The organism is Paenibacillus ihuae (assembly GCF_001368795.1).
GTDB lineage: Bacteria > Bacillota > Bacilli > Paenibacillales > Paenibacillaceae > Paenibacillus_AQ > Paenibacillus_AQ ihuae.
This window is the reverse complement of the sequence record NZ_LN831199.1, coordinates 413839-433048: the sequence shown is the minus strand read 5'-3', so window position 1 is coordinate 433048 and position 19210 is coordinate 413839. Positions and strand designations below refer to the sequence as shown.

The 19210-nt window shown below is 52.7% G+C and carries 19 protein-coding genes; 12 read left to right on the top strand and 7 right to left on the bottom strand.

Annotation, left to right across the window (positions count from 1 at the left end):
• The first annotated feature begins 98 nt into the window (after nucleotides 1–98).
• Nucleotides 99–905 carry a MerR family transcriptional regulator gene (locus AQR02_RS21565; RefSeq protein WP_054942480.1) on the top strand — a complete coding sequence of 269 codons (807 nt, stop codon included), beginning with the start codon at nucleotides 99–101 and terminating at the stop codon, nucleotides 903–905.
• A gap of 155 nt (nucleotides 906–1060) precedes the next feature.
• Nucleotides 1061–3049, top strand: coding sequence for an FAD-dependent oxidoreductase (locus tag AQR02_RS21560; protein ID WP_054942479.1), 1989 nt, complete (start codon nucleotides 1061–1063; stop codon nucleotides 3047–3049).
• A 113-nt stretch (nucleotides 3050–3162) separates the two neighbouring features.
• Here the strand turns inward: AQR02_RS21560 and AQR02_RS21555 are convergent, their stop codons facing one another.
• Entirely contained in the window at nucleotides 3163–4902 is a 1740-nt protein-coding gene (locus AQR02_RS21555; protein WP_054942478.1) for a sensor histidine kinase, read from the bottom strand.
• Nucleotides 4892–5617 (bottom strand): response regulator transcription factor, encoded by a 726-nt coding sequence (locus tag AQR02_RS21550; RefSeq protein ID WP_054942477.1) that lies wholly within the window; start codon nucleotides 5615–5617, stop codon nucleotides 4892–4894. Before AQR02_RS21550 ends, AQR02_RS21555 begins: the two co-directional genes overlap by 11 nt.
• Nucleotides 5618–5928: 311 nt before the next feature.
• Between AQR02_RS21550 and AQR02_RS21545 the strand changes: the two genes are divergently transcribed.
• From AQR02_RS21545 to AQR02_RS21525, 5 genes are all read left to right on the top strand, one after another.
• Complete coding sequence (locus AQR02_RS21545; RefSeq protein ID WP_148449174.1) at nucleotides 5929–6834, top strand: M23 family metallopeptidase; 906 nt, start codon at nucleotides 5929–5931, stop codon at nucleotides 6832–6834.
• A 12-nt stretch (nucleotides 6835–6846) separates the two neighbouring features.
• Nucleotides 6847–7605, top strand: coding sequence for an alpha/beta fold hydrolase (locus tag AQR02_RS21540; protein ID WP_054942475.1), 759 nt, complete (start codon nucleotides 6847–6849; stop codon nucleotides 7603–7605).
• A gap of 203 nt (nucleotides 7606–7808) precedes the next feature.
• Nucleotides 7809–9224: a hypothetical protein gene (locus AQR02_RS21535; protein WP_054942474.1), complete on the top strand. Its 1416-nt coding sequence runs from the start codon at nucleotides 7809–7811 to the stop codon at nucleotides 9222–9224.
• A 92-nt stretch (nucleotides 9225–9316) separates the two neighbouring features.
• The gene (locus AQR02_RS21530; protein ID WP_054942473.1) at nucleotides 9317–9598 is read left to right on the top strand and encodes a hypothetical protein; all 282 of its coding nucleotides are present in this window, start codon (nucleotides 9317–9319) and stop codon (nucleotides 9596–9598) included.
• Between the two features lie 148 nt (nucleotides 9599–9746).
• Complete coding sequence (locus AQR02_RS21525; protein WP_054942472.1) at nucleotides 9747–10589, top strand: EcsC family protein; 843 nt, start codon at nucleotides 9747–9749, stop codon at nucleotides 10587–10589.
• 25 nt (nucleotides 10590–10614) lie between these two features.
• Here AQR02_RS21525 and AQR02_RS21520 read toward each other — a convergent pair whose 3' ends face one another.
• Complete coding sequence (locus tag AQR02_RS21520; RefSeq protein ID WP_054942471.1) at nucleotides 10615–10926, bottom strand: putative quinol monooxygenase; 312 nt, start codon at nucleotides 10924–10926, stop codon at nucleotides 10615–10617.
• Nucleotides 10927–10937: 11 nt separating this feature from the next.
• Nucleotides 10938–12290 carry a GH1 family beta-glucosidase gene (locus AQR02_RS21515; protein ID WP_054942470.1) on the bottom strand — a complete coding sequence of 451 codons (1353 nt, stop codon included), beginning with the start codon at nucleotides 12288–12290 and terminating at the stop codon, nucleotides 10938–10940.
• Between the two features lie 395 nt (nucleotides 12291–12685).
• Here AQR02_RS21515 and AQR02_RS21510 point away from each other — a divergent pair, with 395 nt between their 5' ends.
• From AQR02_RS21510 to AQR02_RS21490, 5 genes are all read left to right on the top strand, one after another.
• Nucleotides 12686–13042 (top strand): nucleotide excision repair endonuclease, encoded by a 357-nt coding sequence (locus AQR02_RS21510; protein ID WP_054942469.1) that lies wholly within the window; start codon nucleotides 12686–12688, stop codon nucleotides 13040–13042.
• 258 nt (nucleotides 13043–13300) lie between these two features.
• A complete protein-coding gene (locus tag AQR02_RS21505; protein WP_245237661.1) occupies nucleotides 13301–13990 on the top strand; it encodes a hypothetical protein in 690 nt (229 codons plus the stop codon).
• Nucleotides 13991–14025: 35 nt separating this feature from the next.
• Nucleotides 14026–15273 carry a polysaccharide deacetylase family protein gene (locus AQR02_RS21500; protein WP_209444236.1) on the top strand — a complete coding sequence of 416 codons (1248 nt, stop codon included), beginning with the start codon at nucleotides 14026–14028 and terminating at the stop codon, nucleotides 15271–15273.
• A 168-nt stretch (nucleotides 15274–15441) separates the two neighbouring features.
• The gene (gene rlmN / locus AQR02_RS21495) at nucleotides 15442–16524 is read left to right on the top strand and encodes a dual-specificity RNA methyltransferase RlmN (protein WP_054942466.1); all 1083 of its coding nucleotides are present in this window, start codon (nucleotides 15442–15444) and stop codon (nucleotides 16522–16524) included.
• Between the two features lie 90 nt (nucleotides 16525–16614).
• Nucleotides 16615–16902, top strand: a complete 288-nt coding sequence (locus AQR02_RS21490) for a DUF6509 family protein (RefSeq protein WP_054942465.1) — start codon at nucleotides 16615–16617, stop codon at nucleotides 16900–16902.
• 68 nt (nucleotides 16903–16970) lie between these two features.
• Here the strand turns inward: AQR02_RS21490 and AQR02_RS21485 are convergent, their stop codons facing one another.
• From AQR02_RS21485 to AQR02_RS21475, 3 genes are all read right to left on the bottom strand, one after another.
• Entirely contained in the window at nucleotides 16971–17720 is a 750-nt protein-coding gene (locus AQR02_RS21485) for an esterase family protein (RefSeq protein ID WP_054942464.1), read from the bottom strand.
• A gap of 13 nt (nucleotides 17721–17733) precedes the next feature.
• Nucleotides 17734–18558: an ATP-grasp domain-containing protein gene (locus AQR02_RS21480; protein WP_245237660.1), complete on the bottom strand. Its 825-nt coding sequence runs from the start codon at nucleotides 18556–18558 to the stop codon at nucleotides 17734–17736.
• A gap of 455 nt (nucleotides 18559–19013) precedes the next feature.
• Nucleotides 19014–19210: MarR family winged helix-turn-helix transcriptional regulator (locus AQR02_RS21475; protein ID WP_425340021.1), on the bottom strand; the 197-nt coding region annotated here is incomplete at its 5' end.

The window sequence follows — 19210 nt, the reverse complement described above, 5'->3', positions numbered from 1 at the left end:
TAGCTGCCATGTGATAAAGACCACAAAAGCCCCGGGCAGAACCTATTATCATTAAGTATATGAAATAATGAGTTTCGTTAGAGCTGGGGGGCTTTTTTATGAAATATTCTATCGGGGAGTTCGCATCAATTCTTGGAATCACAGCGGATACGCTGCGGCTTTATGAGAAGCATGATATTGTCAGGCCAATGAAGGATCATCACAACAATTATCGTTACTTCGATGATTTGGATGCCCGGAATCTGCTGTCGAGCCGCTGGTACCGCAGTATGCAGATTCCCCTTCAGGATGTGGCGGAGCTGATCAACGAAGCGCCGGCGGAGCGGGTAGTGGAATCCATTGCCGCCGCACAGCTGCAATTAGAAGCGGAGATCCGGCGGAGCACGATGCTGCTGGACAAAATCAATGACATCCATAAGGAGCTAAAGGTCATCGGCGAATCCTTCTACAAGTGCCGGATTAAGCAGATGCCGGGTATGTACCGGATCCGGCAGACGAACAAAAATCATCTGCTGCAGAAGGAATGCCTGAAAAGAACAGTGCAAGCATGGATGGAGCTGCTGCCGTTCACCTTCTATTCCTTCCGCACCCGGAACACGGCCGGATTCAGCAGTGACGGGGAGTTTGATTACAGCTGGGGTCTGGCGCTGCTTGAAGAAGATCAGGAGCGGCTTGGGGTATGCCTGAACGACAGCGTGGAGTATCTTCCGCCCGGCACCTGTATCTCTGCGGTTATCGTCGCTTCTGATGAAGAATATATCGAACAGAAGGCCTTCCAGTTTATGCTCGATTACGCCGAGGAACACCGTTATACGGTCACCGGCGATATATACGGCAAGATTCTTTTCACGGAACGAGTTAAAGGGGAGAACAAATCTTATTTGGAGATCAACATTCCTGTCTAAACAAACCCGGACTGTATTCTCCAGATTCACTATGAGAAAAAATTCACAACTATTTCATTGACCTTGGTGCTGCACCAAGGTTTACACTCGGTGGCATACAGGCGGCCTATAGCAGAGAAAACGGTCTGCCAATAACCATATGGGGGGAAATAGAAGTGCGCAAGCAAACCATTTCTAGAATGTTCATTTTGCCGCTATGTCTCGTTATGATTCTGGCAGTCATCAGCGGCTGCAGCGGTAATTCCGCTGAACCGGCGGCTTCAGAGCAGCCATCGGCGTCGCCTGAGGCCACGCAGGGGGCGGCGGACAGCAGCGAGATACCGGCTTCTTTTAAAGCGGGAACTTACAAGGCGGAGGCCGACGGCAAAGACGGTAAAATCCAGGTAGAGGTTACACTGGATGCCGCGCAGACTATTACGGATATCAAGGTCGTCAGCCAGACTGAAACTGCAGGCATCGGTGTGGAGGCCATCAATAAGATCAAGGACGAGATTATTGCCGGCCAGACCCTCGCAGTTGATGCGGTTAGCGGTGCTTCCGAGTCCAGCAATGCCATTCTGGCTGCGGTAGAAGATGCCCTCAACCAGGCGGGCAGTAACGTAGAGGCTTTCAAATCACGTGAAGTCGCCAAGGCGGGTGAAGGTAAAACGGAGCAGCTCTCGGCTGATGTCGTCGTCGTGGGAGCAGGAGCATCCGGCGTGTCGGCAGCTGTATCGGCTGCGGATAAAGGCGCGAAGGTTATCATTATTGAGAAGACCGCTACAATCGGCGGAGCAAGCAATCTGTCCTGGGCGGGCAAGTTCTACAATTCTTCAGCTGCAGTCAGCAGCGGGCTTAAAATCAGCGTCGAGAAGGAAATCTCCGACTGGATCGTCAATAACCACTGGCGGGTGGATGCGGCGGCAATCCGCCAGTATGTGACCAAATCCGGAGATACCTATGACTGGCTGGCCAAAAAGGGCTATCCGACGACCTTCATTAATTTCGCCGGAGAACAGCTGCATATGCTGCCGGCTTACGATACGCGTCAAGAACTGCTGCGGGCAATGCTGGCGGAATCGGTGGAAAAGGGCGGGGGACAGGTCATTACCGAAACCACTGCCAAGAAGCTGATTACAGGCGCTAACGGAGAAGTAACCGGAGTAGTGGCTGAGAAGGCGGACGGCACAACCCTCGAAATTACAGGCAAAAGCATTGTGATGGCAACCGGCGGTTATGCCGCTAACAAAGAAATGGTCAAAGAAGCCTTCGGCTTCGAGGGTGTAAACGGCGGCCTCGGCCAGAATATCGGGGAAGGCCTGCAGATGTCATGGGATGCCGGCGCGAAGGTTCCTGATAATTTCGGCGGACAGATGCTGCATCAGACCCTGGCCAGATCCACGGAGAAGCTGAAAGCGGAGTATGAGCCGTTTGAGGCCAGCTATCCGCTGATGACAACCTACCTGCCTAACTTCATGAACGTCGGTCCTTCCGGCGCGAGATTCAGAGATGAAGCGGCGACACTTACAGCTGTAGCAGCGGCCAATACCAGTGCTTTTAACGGAGCCTATCATCTGGTTATCGTCTCACAATCGCAAATCGATGCGCTTAAGGCGAAAGGAATGAACGGGGTAAAAGCACCTGCTCTGCCGGGAATGCCGCCGGAATTCTATGCAGCCTTTGCCGATAAGTTCACCCTGGACAATCCCTGGAAGGATGCGGACAAAGTATTCGAGTCTATGGTTGCTAACGGAGACGGATACAAAGGTAACACCATTGAAGAATTGGCCCAGAATGCCGGCATGGATGCCGCTGTATTCACTGATGCCTTCACTAAATATCAGGAAGCGGCTAAGACCGGCGTGGATACCGAGTTCGGCAAAGTCAAGGAATATCTGCTTCCGATGGGAGAGAGCGGCCCTTATTACGCGGTGATCGCCGAGATCAACAATCTCGGTTCAGTTGGCGGATTGCTCGTCAACACTAAGTTCCAGGTGCTGAACGACAAGCGGGTGCCAATCAAGGGCCTGTACGCTGTCGGTCTGGAATCGGAAGGCGTATTGTTTAATGATACTTATGTCGGCAACGGTGTCGGCATCGGCTACTCCTTCACCTCCGGGCGTCTCGGCGGCGAGGATGCTGCGGCTGGTGCTTTGACACAATAAACGTAGTACGCTTTTGGTTAGAAACAGGAAGGGGGGAGCCGTCAGGCTCCCCCCTTCTTTGCCGCTATGTAACGGTATTTCAGATATTCTGACAGTAAGACTGATGAGCTGCCCTAGAAGAAGATCAGCCGTATCACCGTACCTTGGCCGCGTTGTGACTCCACTTCGATCTGTCCACCCATCGCCTGGACCAGTTCTTTTGTTACAGCCATTCCAAGTCCGCTTCCTTCTGTAGAGCTGTCGGTATTCGTTCCGCGGTAATATCGGTCGAATAAGGCCGCAAGGGTCTGATCATCCATTCCCTGGCCATTATCTTTGAACTCTATACGAAAGCCGTTCCCCGGAAGCTCGGTCAATTCAATCTCTATTCGTGTACCCGGCGCATTGTGAAGAAGGCTGTTGGCGACGATATTATCGACTACACGGTTGAACCAGGGTGGATATACGGCTGCGGTTATCGGTGTGGATGGCAGCAGGCAGCTGATCCTGCTGTCTTCAAATGCAGGATGCTCTTGGGTGCGTGCCACAGATCCGGATAAAAGGGCTGCGATATCCGTCTCCTCCACAGGAACAGGGATAGCGCCATTTCTAAGCCTGTAGGTTAAAGCAAGATCATTGATTAGATTGTTCATATAGGCCGTCTTCTCCAATATCGTTGAGGCAAACCTCCGCACTTCCTCCTCGGACCAGCTGTATTTACCGGCTTCCAGCATATGCGCATACCCTTGAATAGAAGCGAGCGGCGTCTTCATATCATGGGTAACTCCGGCGATCCACTCTTCCCTGTATTTCTGGGTCTGCTCTTCAGCATCCTTCGCTGCGCGAAGCTTGGCGGCAAGGGAATCAATCGAATCCATTACCTCGCCAAAAACGCGGTATCCGCGTTTCCACCGGACTCTTAGATTTCGCCTTCGGCTGGTAACACCTTCCTGCCTGCTGTAGTCCCCTTTGCCCAGCTTTTGGATCCAGCCGAGAATATAGAGAACCGGGGCACCGAACCGGTTGGCATACCAGAGAGAAAGCAGGATAAAAACCACGAATGCAGCAAGCAGAAACGCAGCAATTCCGATAATCATCACTTGCACTTCTGACTCCAGTACCGGATAGCGTGATACCCTTACAGTACTTTGTGCTGCCGGATATTGCAGAACCCAGGTCAGCCCGGAACGCTTGTCATATTGCGAATCTATCAGGAAACCGCTGGGAGTCTGGTTCACAGATTGAAGCGCCAAGTCCTGTAACGTATACAAGGAAGGGGTATCTCCGGGTTTGCTCCAGGACGCTGTTTCCCTGCCAGTACGGTCAAGAACCTGCACCCAGCCCGCTGTTTGCTTCAGCTGCGTTATTGTGCTGCCGGAAAAGCGGATCTGATGTCCCTGAATCTGGCCATCATCGATGATCCGCTGAAGCAGATCTTTCGTCCGGGACCGTGTACCGTAGAGCAAGGTGTATACGATACCCTCTTTCTCCTGAATCCACAGTCCTAAGGTATAGGGAAACGGTTCGTCGCCTAACCAATAATCCATTAGCTGACCGGGAACATAGCGGGCGGGCAAGTCACTCGGTGCATTAAAGGATTGAAGTACCCTGCCCTGCTGATCCAGACTTTGCAGCCAGCCGCCGTCTTCCTGCAGCCTTTGCATTAAGGCTGCATCCACGATCAGCCCCTGAGCGTCAATGTCTGCTTCCGAGATCAGACGAGATATCCCCGCCGGTGCAAAATTGCGCCTGATTTCGATATCCTCAAGCCTTTCGAACATCCATAGGACAACGAGAACAGCGATGATCACCAAAACTGCCCCGGCTATGGCCATTTGAACAGCGAACCGTACCGCTAACCGTCTACGAATCATTGCCCGCCTCCTTGCCGGGGAGAACCAGCTTGTATCCCATCCCTCTTACATTCACAAGATACCGGGGCTTGGAGGGATGAATCTCTATTCTCTCACGGATACGGTGAATATGAACCATAACAGTATTGTCATCATGGTAGAGCTCCTCCCCCCATACCCGCTCAAACAGTTCACTCTTGCTGAATATACGGTTAGGATGTCTGCACAAGAACAGCAGTAACTGATATACCTGTGCCGGACAATGGGCAATCTGTCCCTCTACCGTCAGCGTTGCTTCGGATTCGTTCAATTGAAAACGGCCAAAATCATAAATGCGCACAGAGAAGGGCTCTTGCGGTTTAGCCTGCATATATCTGCGCAGCTGTGCGCTGATCCTGGCCACGACCTCCAGCGGGTTAAACGGTTTCGTTATGTAATCATCTCCCCCTACAGCAAACCCTGAGAGCTTGTCGAAATCTGAAGTTCTGGCCGTCAGAAATAAAATGGGAGCATTGGTGGTACGGCGAATGAAGGGACAAATCTCAAGGCCGCTGGCTCCAGGCATCGTTACGTCAAGCAGCACAAGATCATAGATTGTATGTGCACAGGCCGCAAGCGCTGCTTCTCCATCGAAGACTGTGTCGATATGGGAAAACCCCTCTTTCCGGAGCACGGTTACCATCATCTCTACAATCGCACGTTCATCATCAACTATCAGTATCCTGGCATCCTTCACGGTTCATCCTCCCATCCAAGAAATTTCTTCCATTGTATCACGTCTGCATTACCTCACGGATAACACAACCTTACCAAAAGCTTAATTTTTAAGCTTATAACGCAAGAATAGTTTATGAAGAGGTAAGATCTGCTTAATCGGATGGTAAGACTCGTTTGTTATTCTGGGTATAACCAATTAAGCAGGGGGGGGACAACCGGGTGCCTACATGGAAGAGGGGAGCCTTGATTTATAGTCTTACCATCCTAACTGCGCTCCTGTTTGTTACAGGCTGTGCGGCCAAAAATGAAACCGGTCGGGAGGCTGATACCATGAACACGCCAAAAGAAATAACTAATGACAAGAAGCGAATTGGGGGAGCGGATATTGCAGCGATGATTCTTGCCGGTGAATATGAACGGCTCTACCTGCAGTTCAGTGAGGAAATGAAGAATTTAGTCATGCTTGAGGAATTCCGTTCCATGGGTCAGCAATTTGTAGAGGGCATTGATTCCTTCCAGCTCACATCGGACTTGCGGATCAACGGGTACGAGTCATGGGTATGGAGCGACCCTTCAGGGGATAAGGGGCTGACGGCTACGATCGACGGGAAAGGGCTCATCTCCGGAATGCAAATCAACAACCACTCCAAGTATCCGGAAACAGACGAAGCTTACTCCAAGACTGTCTTTGATCTCCCTTTTGAAGGAGACTGGCTTGTCTTTTGGGGCGGAAATGATATCTTCGTCAACTATCACTATGAGTACGAGCACAATCGCTATGCTTATGATCTAGTAAAAGAAAAGAACGGCTATACCTACGAAGGAAATCCCAAGCTCAACAGCAGTTATTACGCTTTTGGCGGGAAAGTGTTTGCCCCGGCAGACGGTGTAGTGGTTCAGGCTGTGGATGGCATCATAGATAATGAGCCGGTAGGGATGATGAATGAACAGCAGCCTGCAGGCAATTCGGTAACCCTTCAGCATGCCAATGGAGAATATAGCACGATCGCGCATCTTAAGAAGGGCTCCGTCCAGGTTAAGGCGGGAGATAACGTTAAGGCAGGCCAGCTCATCGGGCTTTGCGGCAACTCCGGGAATTCTTCGGAGCCGCATATCCATTTCCAGGTATCCGCACAACAGCACGGGGGCAAAACTATTGTTATTCCGCCCTCCTTCAGGGGTGGCCTGCAACCCATTCGCGGCGATAGCGTATCAGGAACGATAACTCAACAATAAAGTGAGGGTACTATGAAACCTATCGTTAAGCAAAAAATTCACACCGCATCCGGAAACCTGGAATATGCAAAATCCGGTGAAGGCTTACCTGCCGTTATTCTGATCAATGGAGGCAGCGGACCTGTGGAGGGGTGGTACAAAGTGTATCCTACATTGGCGGAAGAGGTTGAAATCTTCGCATATAACCGGTTTGGTGTTGGAGGGAGCGATAAGCCGACAAGTCCTCAACACGGTGAGGCCATCGTGTCCTCACTTAGGCAGCTGCTTCAGGAAGCAGCCCTCCGTCCTCCTTATATTCTGGTGGGGCATTCGCTAGGCGGGTTATATGCCAATCTGTTTGCCAGGAGATACCCCGAAGAAATTGCAGGAGTCGTATTACTAGAATCCAGCCACCCCAAGGATCTGGCCATCAATGAGACACAGCCCGGATGGATCCGGGCAATCAATCGGCTGTTTCAGAAATTAGACACCCTCTCTTCGCACAAAAAGTGGAACGAGACTCACTTTGTAGAAGAGACCGTTAAGCAAATCGAGCAGGCAGGCCCGTTTCCGGCTGTTCCGTTAGTGGTAGTATCCGGAGGCAAAAAACCGCCTATGATGCCGGAGCATGCCTATCAGTTAAGAACGGCAAATCAACTGGACTTCTTGCAGCTGAGCCCGCAGAGCCAGCATATACTGGCTCCCCAAAGCGGACATTTTCCGCAGATGTCCGATCCGGATGTGGTGCTGCAGGCTGTACGTCAATGCATTAGCAAGGTGGATTGCCGTTAAGGACATTCTACAGGATGAGTTAAAAGAAAAAGCCGCTCCGGCTTACCGGAGTGGCTTTTGCTGTCCGCTGGCTCCAGCCGATAATGCCTTTCATGAAGCTGGCGGATACTGTAATTTCCTGCCGGAACCAGCGAACAAACGCCCAGCCCGCTGCATAGCATATAGCACCATCTTGCTATAAAGGAAAGGAGGCGCTATCTATAATGGACATCCATTTAGGTGCGATCCACTATGTATATCTGACCTTTATTGTGTTCATCCTGGCGCTGCTGATCCGGCGGCGTGATACGACCATGATCTGTGTGGCCGGGATCTTCGCCCTCGGGCTGCTGGCTACAGAAACGCTCAGCGGTTCGGTGTCGGGGATCTTCAACTCCTTTGTCTATGCAACCAAAGAGCTGCTGGGCACCATTATGATTATCTCCATTATTGTGGCGATGAGCCGGATTCTGATTATCACAGGCATCAATGAGGCGATGGTCGCTCCGCTTACCCGCTTCCTGCGTACCCCGGCGATGGCCTACTGGGGCATCGGGCTGATTATGATGGTGACCTCGCTCTTCTTCTGGCCTTCGCCTGCAGTTGCACTGGTTGGTGCCGTACTGCTGCCGGTGGCGCTGCGGGTTGGCCTGCCCGCACTTGGCGCGGCGATGGCAATGAACCTGTTCGGCCACGGCATCGCGTTATCCGGTGATTATATTATCCAGGGAGCTCCGAAGCTGACGGCGGATGCCGCCGGTCTTCCGGTATCTAGTGTGATGGAGGCAAGCATCCCGCTGGTTATTGTTATGGGGCTGGTGACTACGGTCTCCGCCTTCTGGATGATGCGCAGGGATCAGAAGAACGGGACCTGGAGAGACGGACTCGTATCCTTCAAAGGCGGAGCAGGCCCGCTTACAGCAGCTGAGGCGGAAGATACAGCACCGGTGTTCATGAGCACGAATCTTAGAAAAGGGCTGGCAATCGCCATTCCGCTGCTGTTCCTGCTGGATCTGGCGGCGATGTTCGCCCTTAACCTGCAGGGCGGCGATGCGACTGCCCTTGTCGGCGGAACAGCTGTGTTCATTCTTATTGTCATTACGCTGCTGGCCCACCGGAATCAGGGCCTGGAGAAAGTTACCTCTTATCTGATCGAAGGGTTTGTGTTCGGCTTCAAGGTGTTCGGGCCGGTGATTCCAATTGCCGCCTTCTTTTATCTCGGCGATTCGGCCTTTACCGAACTGTTCGGCAGCACGCTGCCGGCCGGCTCCCACGGCATCGTGAACGACCTGGGCGTCGCCCTGGCGGACCATGTGCCGCTTAATGGCGCGGTAGGAGCCGTAACGCTGACGGTGATCGGGGCGATCACCGGTCTTGACGGCTCCGGCTTCTCGGGCATCTCGCTGGCCGGCTCGATTGCCCAGATGTTTGCGGCGGCGATTCACTCCGGCGCCGCAACGCTGACTGCCCTTGGCCAGGTGACCGCCATCTGGGTTGGCGGCGGCACACTGATTCCGTGGGCACTCATTCCGGCTGCCGCCATTTGCGGCGTCAGCCCGTTCGAACTGGCCCGGCGCAACCTGAAGCCGGTCCTGCTGGGTCTCGCGGCGATGACAGTGGTCGCTATGTTCCTGGTATAATGGCGCCTGCCCAAAGCCCCGGTGCATAAGAAAGGCTCTCCCTATCCATGCTAATGGGGAACGAAAGCGTGAGAAGGGGGAGTGTTCTTAGTATGAAACATTATGAATCCAGTCTGCGCACGAATAGTACAGTGGATCAGGCGCAGGACTCGGTAACGAAGCTGCATAATGCCGTATCCCAGGCGCTGAGCCATCCGAACGAGCAGACCCTTACCCAGGCAGAGAATAGTCTGGAGCATGCCGAGGAAGCTGTACGGCATGCCCCGGAGGGCTCTGTCGGCAGACACGGTGTGGAGCTGACCGAGGAACGGCTGGCTGACGAAAAAGAAAGATTGGCCGGCCTGCAAGAGCAAGCATACCGATTCGAAGACTAGGCTACTCATAGGCAGCAAGGTCTCGGCGTTTCCGGCAATGGCCGGGAATGCCTTTTTCCTGTGGTTAAATCCTGAGCTAAACGCGGACAACCGCATTCAAACCCCCCATTTCGGGTTATAAATGTAAGAGATATGAGGAGGCGATTATATGCGAGAATCCGCGGAACCATTCGCACATCTGGAAACACGGGAGGAGCTGCAGGCTGCGCTTGCCGGAATTGCCAGGTGGGAGAAGGAACAGAACAAGCTGATGATCTGGGACCGGATCACCCGGCTGCCGTTCAAACTGCTCGACAAGGTCACCCCGAAGGTGATTCACGAGAAGGTGGGCAAGCTGCTGGACGAGCTGGGCAGCTATATTCAGAACGGGGGCAACTATCTGGTGGCCGGCCGCAAGGTGGGACTGCTGATGGAAGCTGCAAGCAAGGCTGCGGGAGCCCCGGAGAAAGGTCCGTTCCCGCTGGCCGTTATGGATGCCGCTGCACAGAGGCTTAGTCAGAGCAGCCGCAATGTTGCAACGGCGCAGGGAGCGACCACAGGCTTCGGCGGTGTGTTCACGCTCGCTGCCGATATTCCTGCTATTCTGGGCCTGTCGCTGAAGGTCATTCAGGAGATCGGGTTATGCTACGGATATAATCCAACAGATAAAGCCGAGCGGATCTTTACAGTGAAGGTGATGCAGTTTGCATCTTCAGACATCGTGGGTAAGCGGACGATCCTCCGAGAGCTGAATTTGCAGGCCGGAGGCGACGGTGATATTACAGCCGGTGCAAACGCCGCCGTCTCCTCCATCCAGGGCTGGCGCGAGGTGATCACTGTCTACCGCGACAACTGGGGCTGGAAGAAGCTGCTGCAGACTGTTCCGGTGGCCGGGATGTTTTTTGGCGCATTCATCAACCGTAAGGCACTGGAGGATGTGGCGGAAGCGGCACAGATGCTCTACCGTAAACGGAGAATTATGGCCCGGCTGGCCGAATTAGACAGCGAATAGCCAGGCAGCCAGGCTTATTCCGGCTTTAGCGGAATACCAGCCCTTTGCCGCCTACCGGCTTGATCTTCGTAGACTCGATACCGGCAATCAGCGGTATGGCGCGCCGTATCGCGGCTTGGGTGTCTTCAAGGGTGAGTGAGGCTGCATGGGCCTCCGGGCTGCTCCACACCTCTGTTACCCAGAGGATATCGGGCTCATTATCGGAGATATTGATAATGTACAGCTCACATTCGTCTATAGTCTCGGCAGCAGCTGCACTTTCCAGCAGAATGGCCGCCAGGGCATCGCGCTGGCCCGGTTTGGCGGTGAATTTTGCATACATTCCGAATTTACTCATGGTTCACGCTCCTATCTGCTCTCGATTTCCAGCCAGTTTTTGCGGATCAGCTTCTGGTACCAGTAATAGCTTTCTTTCGGCGTCCGTTTCTGTGTGCGGAAATCGACATGCACCAGTCCGAAGCGGCAGGAGTAGCCGAACGCCCACTCGAAGTTGTCCATCAGTGACCAGGTAAGATAACCCTTAACGTTGACCCCGGAGTCGATGGCCCGGCCCAGCTCGGTAATATGGCTCTGCAAAAAGCGGATTCTCCGCTCATCCGGCACCCGTCCGTCAATGACCTCGTCATTGTAGCAGGCGCCATTTTCGGTAATATAGATCGGCAGCGGGCCGCACAGCTCTTTTAGCCAGTTTAGGGTCAAATACAGCCCATCCGGGAAAATAAACCAGCCCTTGTCGGACTTGTCATAGCCGATGTCCACATGCTCAAGGTCCAGATAGTTATTCCCCGCTTTGTGCCGCACGATGTTGCCGCCGTAGAAATTCAGGCCCAGGAAATCAAGCTTTTGCGAAATAAGCCCCATATCTCCTGCTTCAATCACCGGCTCAGCGCCTTTGGTCTTGAACCATTCCGCCATGGCTCCGGGATATTTGCCGGCAAAGACCGGCGTTACAAACCAGGTATAGATGGAGAAAGCACGGTAGGCCGCGTCCACATCCTCCTGCTTCTGCGAGAACGGCTCGTACCAGTAAATGTCCGGCGCATAGCCGATGACACCTGCCGTACCGAGTTCCCGGAACTTGCGTACTGTAGCCCCGTGCGCTACCAGGACATGGTGAGCGACCTGGATGGCCGACTGCCAGCTCTGGATACCCGGCGCATGTCTGCCCAGCAGATGGCCGTTAATGGCGATGCACCAAGGCTCGTTGAACGTAATCCAGTGCTTGATCAAGCCGTCGAATTCCCGGAACATGGTTTCGGCAAACTGGACAAAAGCATCGATGGTATTCCGGTTCTCCCAGCCGCCCTGCTCCTGCAACGCCTGCGGCAGCTCCCGGTGGTAGAGCGTGCAGAAGGGCTCAATGCCGCAATCGAGCAGCGCTGTGACGAGTTTTTTGTAATACGCTATCCCTTTCGGATTCACTTCACCGCTGCCGGTCGGATAAATGCGCGGCCAGGAGACGGAGAAGCGGTAGGCTTTGACGCCCAGCTCTTTCATCAGCCGGATATCCTCCTCGTAGCGCTCATAGCTGTCGCAGGCCACACTGGCATCATCGCCGTTATAAATACGGCCTGGAATGGCGGCGAGCTCGTCCCATATGCTTGGCCCGCGCCCATCCTTGTCCAGGGAGCCTTCAATCTGATAGGCAGAGGTGGAGACCCCCCAGACAAAATCTTCAGGAAACTGAATAATCGTACTCACTGCAAATTCCTCCTATACTGGGCTTCCGAGCCGGTCTCTTCCCTATTTTAACAGGAAGACTCAAGGTTCTATATTCAACAGCTGCTCTGTCTTTTCCTTGATTGCAGCTGCATTTGTGGTGAATTAAAGATAAGTCCGGGTGCCGTCCGCCCTGATTCTTGCTTAATCCGGCAGGAGTTACTATGATTGAGCTATTGATGAGCAGCATCTTGTCCCTTCCATCATCAGCCGTGACAGGTGTGGAGCACGTTATGCATTCCGTCTCGCCCGGGAGGCAGGCGAAATCTTTGTGAACCGGGGACTAAAAACAACCTTTCCGGCGGAAGATAGAAATAGTCAGGCCCATTGATCTGTGATACTATTTATTTCTATATATAAGAGGGAAGTGAGCACGAATGATCAGCATTACAATTCCTGCACCGGATGTAACCATATTCAAACAGGAGAATCCTGAACTAAGCCATATTTACGGGTTTACGGACTTTCACCTGATCACACGGGAAGCAGGCGGCATCTTCATGTTCTACAATGATCAGGATGAGCTGCTGTTTGTGGGCAAAGCCAGAAAGCTTAGACCCCGGATCAAAAAGCATTTCGAAGACACTGTATCGGTAATGAAGGGGCACCGCGAAGAGGTCACCAAGATTGAAGTCTGCATCGTCGAAGATCCGGTAGACCGGGAGATTTATGAAACGTACATCGTGAACAAGCTCAAGGCGAAATACAATGTAGAGAAAGTACTGTATAAATAAGCTGTCGATGCATAAGCGTAGTCCTTTGGGGCTGCGCTTTTTGCTGTGTTTGTGTTCATAAATCGTTCCAAAGGCTTGGGTAATCCTTCCTTCACAGATAAACTGGGCCTTAGGATATATTTAACAAAGTTAGACATTAAGGCTCACTTATACACCGGGCAAATCATCTATAATAATCTCGTATATGCTCGACATTTTTTGACATTATAATGAGGTGATTTATAGATGGCTGCTCCTTTTTTCAAAAAAAGAGATGCGGTGGATAAAACGCTGAGGCCGGGCATGGTTCCAAAGATGCAAGTGGAGGAAGCCCCTCCGGAAGACGTGGACAGCTATGAGAAGAATGAGAGCCCGGCCAGCCTGATCTCAACAGGCAAGGCGCAGCTGGACAAGAAATCGCTCGATCTGATCTTTGCCGTGGAGCAGATGATCCAGGCCAGAGCGCATGCCGAGACCAATAATCATGAGCTGCAGGACCGGCTGACCCATTCCAGCGGACATGTGGAGCGGCTGAATAAGGATCTGAAGAACCTGAATAAGGTGATTGAGGACCGGGAAAAGAACATTATGGAGCTTGAGCAGAAGCTGGTGGAGAGGAATCTTAAGGTCGACCAGGTGCTCGAGGACTACCGCGAGCTGCATGCATCCTTGTCAGGCGAAATGGATGAACTGAAGAGCACGATTGATCTGGAGCAGCAAAAGTACGCCAATCTGGTGCAGAAGCATAACGAAGCCCATGCGGAAAAGCTGAAGAAGATGAACGAGCTGGAAGAAAAGATCGGAAGGCTGGAAACGGAGAACAGCCATTTAAGACAGAAGTACGAAACGGTCCGGCAGGAGAAAGCCTACCTCTCCAGCATGATCAGCGATTTCACGAACCGGATGACGGTTCCTTTTGGCGGCAGCATGCCCGCTGCAGAGCGTAATGAAGGAAACGGGGATACCTAGAGCCTATGCCGGTTCATGACATAAGCGCCACTCTGATGGTTGAGCTATTGTCGCTTGAGCACAGCCCGGATGGCTGTCAGATGGAGGTAGGTCTTACCCGCAGCGGCGGATCACATAAGAGACAAATGATAAGCATCGATGAATATACATATCTGCAACTCCTTGCATTAGGCCCTTTTGAAGGGCAGAGAGTACGGCTGTCGCTTTACACGAAGTGGGACCCGTTTCGCGGAACCCATTTCAGCAGCCTGGTCAAAATGAACCGGACATTCAGCGAAACGCTGTATTTTGCCTGTTCGGAAGGCTATACATTGCTGCTGTCTCTGCTTAATCAGCCTGAAGAGGCACCTTCCGCCGAACCAGCCCCGCAAGTGGCTGAAGTGACTGTTCCGGCAGCACCTCCGCGGCAGAAGCGCGAACGGACAGCGCTGTGGAGTTGGCCCATCCTCCTGCGGGGCCTCGTGTTCAGCTTTCTGCTGGCGGTGTTCCTCCTGCGTATGGATGGCGAGGTGGAGCTGTTTACGAACAGTGTGGAAGCGAAGCAGGATGTGTCCGCGGAAACGGCTGGACCGGGGGCGGAGGAGCGTGCACCGGCCGCTTATATTCCGGACGTCCGGCTGGCTGCTCTCCAGAGCAGACAAACGGAGGCAGGCCCGATACCAGTGGAGCCGCCTGAGCAGCCGAAGCTGTCTTATGAGGAGATTGAGCTTACCGGAGATAGCAGTGAGTACAGCCTGCCAAAAGGCTATGTCGCACTATCCTTTGATGACGGCCCGTCGCGTTACACGGAACTGCTCGTGGATATTCTCGTGAAGGCAGGCGTAGCGGCGAATTTTCTGTTCATCGGTCAGAATGTCAGCCATTATCCGGAGGCAGTCAGCTATGCGGATGAACACGGGATGCCGGTCGGCAATCATTCCTGGGACCACAGTGATCTGACCGCTAACAGTGCGGAAGAGAACCGGAATAATCTGGCGCGGGCGAGCCAGTCGCTGGAGCAGCTGATTACCGGCCCGGTCACGATCTTCCGTCCTCCTTATGGAGCGGTGAATCAGCAGCTGGCGGAAGAGGCCGGCAGACAGCACCTGAAGGTGCTGCTCTGGAACCGTGATCCGGAGGACTGGAAGGCGGACAGTCCGGAGAAGATTCTGAATTATTTCTATCATACCGAACCGTCCGGCGGCATATATCTGCTGCATGAGAAGAGCATTACGGTTCAAGTGCTGCCCGAAATCATTGCCTACCTGAAGGAAAAAGGGCTGAAATTCGCCATTTTCAAATAAGATCAGCAGGAAGAGCGTACTCTTGGCGGGGGTGCGCTTTTTTGTACGTTGGCCTGAAATTGTCATATACCGGGGCCGCAGGCGGTAATTCCCCTTGTTTTAATAAAATAAATTTGAGAGAATGAGTATTATAGACTGAACTTTAATGTTTTGAAAAGAGGATAAATAATGAATAAACAATCCATTTATGGATTAACTCTGGAGCAACTGGCGTCATGGCTGCTGGAGCACGGGCATAAGAAGTCACGCGCCTCACAGGTATGGGAGTATCTGTACCGCAAGCGGGTCACCGGCTTTGAAGGTATGTCGGAGATGAATCAAGACTGCGTCCGGCTGCTGGCGGAGCATTTTGTGTTTCAGACGATGGAAGAGCATGTGAAGCAGGAATCGGCCGACGGCACGATTAAGTTCCTGTTCCGCCTGAATGACGGCAACTTGATTGAAACTGTACTGATGCGCCAGAAGTATGGCCTGTCTGTCTGCGTGACCACTCAGGTCGGCTGTAATATTGGCTGCAGCTTCTGTGCCAGCGGGCTTTTGGCGAAGAGCCGTGACCTGTCGAGCGGAGAGATTGTGGAGCAGATTATGAAGGTCCAGCAGCATCTGGACCAGGCCGGGCTTGGACAACGGGTCAGCCATGTCGTGGTAATGGGCATCGGCGAGCCGTTCGATAATTTTACGCACCTGCTGAACTTCCTGACCACGGTCAAGGATCATAAAGGGCTGGCGATTGCGGGCAAAGGCATCACCGTCTCCACGAGCGGTCTGGCCGACAAAATCAGAGAATTCGCCGATGCCAATATGCAGGTGAACCTCGCGATTTCTTTACATGCGCCGAATAATGAGCTGCGGACCCGGATCATGAAGATCAACCGCGCGATTCCTATAGAGAAACTAATGCCGGCGATTGATTACTATCTGGAGAAGACGAACCGGCGGATTACGCTGGAGTATATTCTGCTGAAGGATATCAATGACCGCCAGGAGCATGCCCTGGAGCTGGCCGAACTGATCGGCGACCGCCGGCAGCTGGTTAATGTGAACCTGATTCCGTATAACCCGGTGGATGAGCACAGCCAATACCAGCGGACGGAGCGGGAGACGGTGCGGGCCTTTTTTGACACCTTGAAGAAGCAGGGCGTCAGCGTCAGCACCCGGCTGGAGCATGGTGTGGATATCGACGCCGCCTGCGGCCAGCTGCGCAGCAAGCAGATCAAGAAGACCAAAGCGGACACAGCGGTGGTCGGGTAAGCTGAAGCTGCTCTGTCCGGGCATCCTTGCCGGTTCCTGATTTTGTGATACAATAGCCTCAGCAGAGATTCAGGAAAAGAGGAATGCGCAGTGCTGACATTTACGAGTTACACCGCCGAGAATATTAAAGACCCTTTTGGTATTCTGAGCGGCAAACGATATGAGTTCGTCGTCAATCTGGATGTGCCGGAAGAGGACGAGTTATACGAAGAGAACGGCGTATCTGCCCGGGCAGTGATCAAAGTCGAAGAAGGAGACGTTAAGGTAGTCTCTTGCGATCTGCTGGAAACGGCGACCGGCAAGCTGCTGGAGTTTGATCTGGAAGAGGACGAGGAAGCTGAGCTGGCTCAGTTCTGCAAAGAGCATCTGCCGGAATAACGGAACACAAGGAAGCCCCGGGATAAGCACGTTAACCCGGGGCTTTTTGCTATATAGATAGGCGGATATTACAGGCAGCTGCTGACATAATAATGAATCTGCTTGTTCCACCAAGGCCAGTCATGGTTCACATCATGGCCCCAATAGTCAATTCGTGCAGGAATGCCCTTGCGCTGCAGCAGGTCCTGGAGCAGACGGGTCTCATGAAGCATCTCGTCTTCATAGGCTCCTTGTCCGACACAGAGGATGATCTGGCTGCTGCGGTATTGACCCAGATAATGCTCATCATTCAGGCCGGGCAGGTAGTGGAGCGGAGAATTGAAGTAGACGTTCTCGCTCATATAGTCCCCGAAGAAATAATAGGTGGAATAGACGCCGCTCAGGGCGATTAAGGTATCGAAAAACTGCGGATAACGGAAAAAGAAGCCGGCGCTGTAGTACGCGCCCATGGAGCAGCCGGAAATAAGGATTTTCTGGTCGTCCCCGCCATTGTTCCCTTTGCTCTCATGAAGAATGCCGGGAATCAGCTCCTGCGTAATGTACTTGTCGTACTGTTCATGCCGGATGGCCTTGTCCTCATGGTTCCAGTGGGTGGAGAAAAAGGTCTCTTCGTCGATGCTGTCGCAGGCCCAGATCTGCAGCTTACCGGCCTCGATGAACCCGGAGAGCGTTTCAATCATCCCGGAATCCTCGTATTGATAGAATCTGCCGAGCGAGGTGGGGAAGACAAGCATCGGTTTGCCGGCGTGGCCGTATACTTTATACTCCATGTCCCTCTGCAGGTGACGGCTGTATTCCTTGCGGTAGCTTGTCTTCATCCATTAACACATCCTATCCCTCTACTTGTTGTATATACCTTACGATTTCCCTGACATCTTCTAAGGATGGAGAACGGAACTGGTAGGCGCTGTTGCCCATCGCTCTGCTGAATACCTCTTCGATCTCGGCGTAATTCACAATCTTCGCGCCGTAGGTGCGGTAGATGTCTTCATGGCTGTGCGTGTAAGGCTTGTGCTGCTTGCGGCTGGCATAGCCGGTATAATATTTGCCTTCATAAGGGCCGCCGACCTCATTATTTGCGATCATACCCGCCCATTCTTTATACACATCGATATCATATGAGAAGTTAATGGCATCGGTCATCCACGCGCCGGGCGGACGCATATTCACCTCTAGCGCGATGATCCGGCCGTCCTTATTCGACTTGAACAGTTCGATATGGAAGAACCGCTCCCGGATGTCAAAAGCCTTCAGGATACTCCGTCCGGCCTCCTCGACCTCAGGACTGATCTCCTTCAGGCAGAAATAATAGAGATGGTTATCGGTGTTGACCACTTCCATGACGCTGTTCTCGAACAGATGGCTGACGGCAAACCGCACTTCCCCGTTAATATCCACCAGCCCGTCATAGGTGAGAATCACCCCGTCAATGAATTCCTCAATAATGAAGGAGACATCCGCAGGCTTCGTATCAAAAAAAAGCTGCAGCTCTTCCTCATTGCTGATTTTGTAAGTATTGCTGGCTCCGGAACCGAGGTCCGGCTTCACCACCAGCGGGAATCCGGCACTGCGGATGAATTCGTCTACACTGTCGCGGGTAGTTCCGGTAGAAAACTGGACGGTGCTTACCCCGCTTTTGCGGAAAAACTCTTTCATCTTGGACTTCTGTTTCAGGTTAGCGACGAAATCGTTCTTCGTGCCGTAAATGTTGAAATCGGTCCGGATATTTGCGTCCTGCTCCAGCCAGTATTCGTTCAGCGACTCGAAGCGGTCGATTTTGCCGTATTTATGGGTGAAATAGCCGACGGCCCGCAGAATCTCCTCATAATTTTCCAGATCAGAGACCTTGTAATATTCCGTAAGCGCGAGCTGCAGCTTGTCCTCTAAATGGGCATATTCGGCGTCACCAATCCCGAGTACGATGACCCCCTGGCGCTGCAGCTGGGTACAGAAATCAGCACTGTTCTTAGGGAAATGAGGGGAAAAGAAAACAAAGTTAATAGGGATCAGCCCCTTTGGCTAAAATGTAATTCCGAGTCGAACCGTATGATTAATTTAATCTAATCTACCAGCTGGATCTACTTTCGTCAATCCTTTTAAGGGGGGGGATGCTACTCCGTCAGCTTACGGTTAAGTTTGGCCAGCAACGTGCGGAACGTTTGGCATTCCTCAGGTGACCAATCTTCGAAAATCTCCTCATACCGCTGCAGGCGGAGCCGCCGGGCATTGGCCAGGGTCTGCGCCCCAAACTCCGTAATCTGAAAATAGCTTGATCTTCCATCCTGCGGATCAGGAATCCGCACGACAT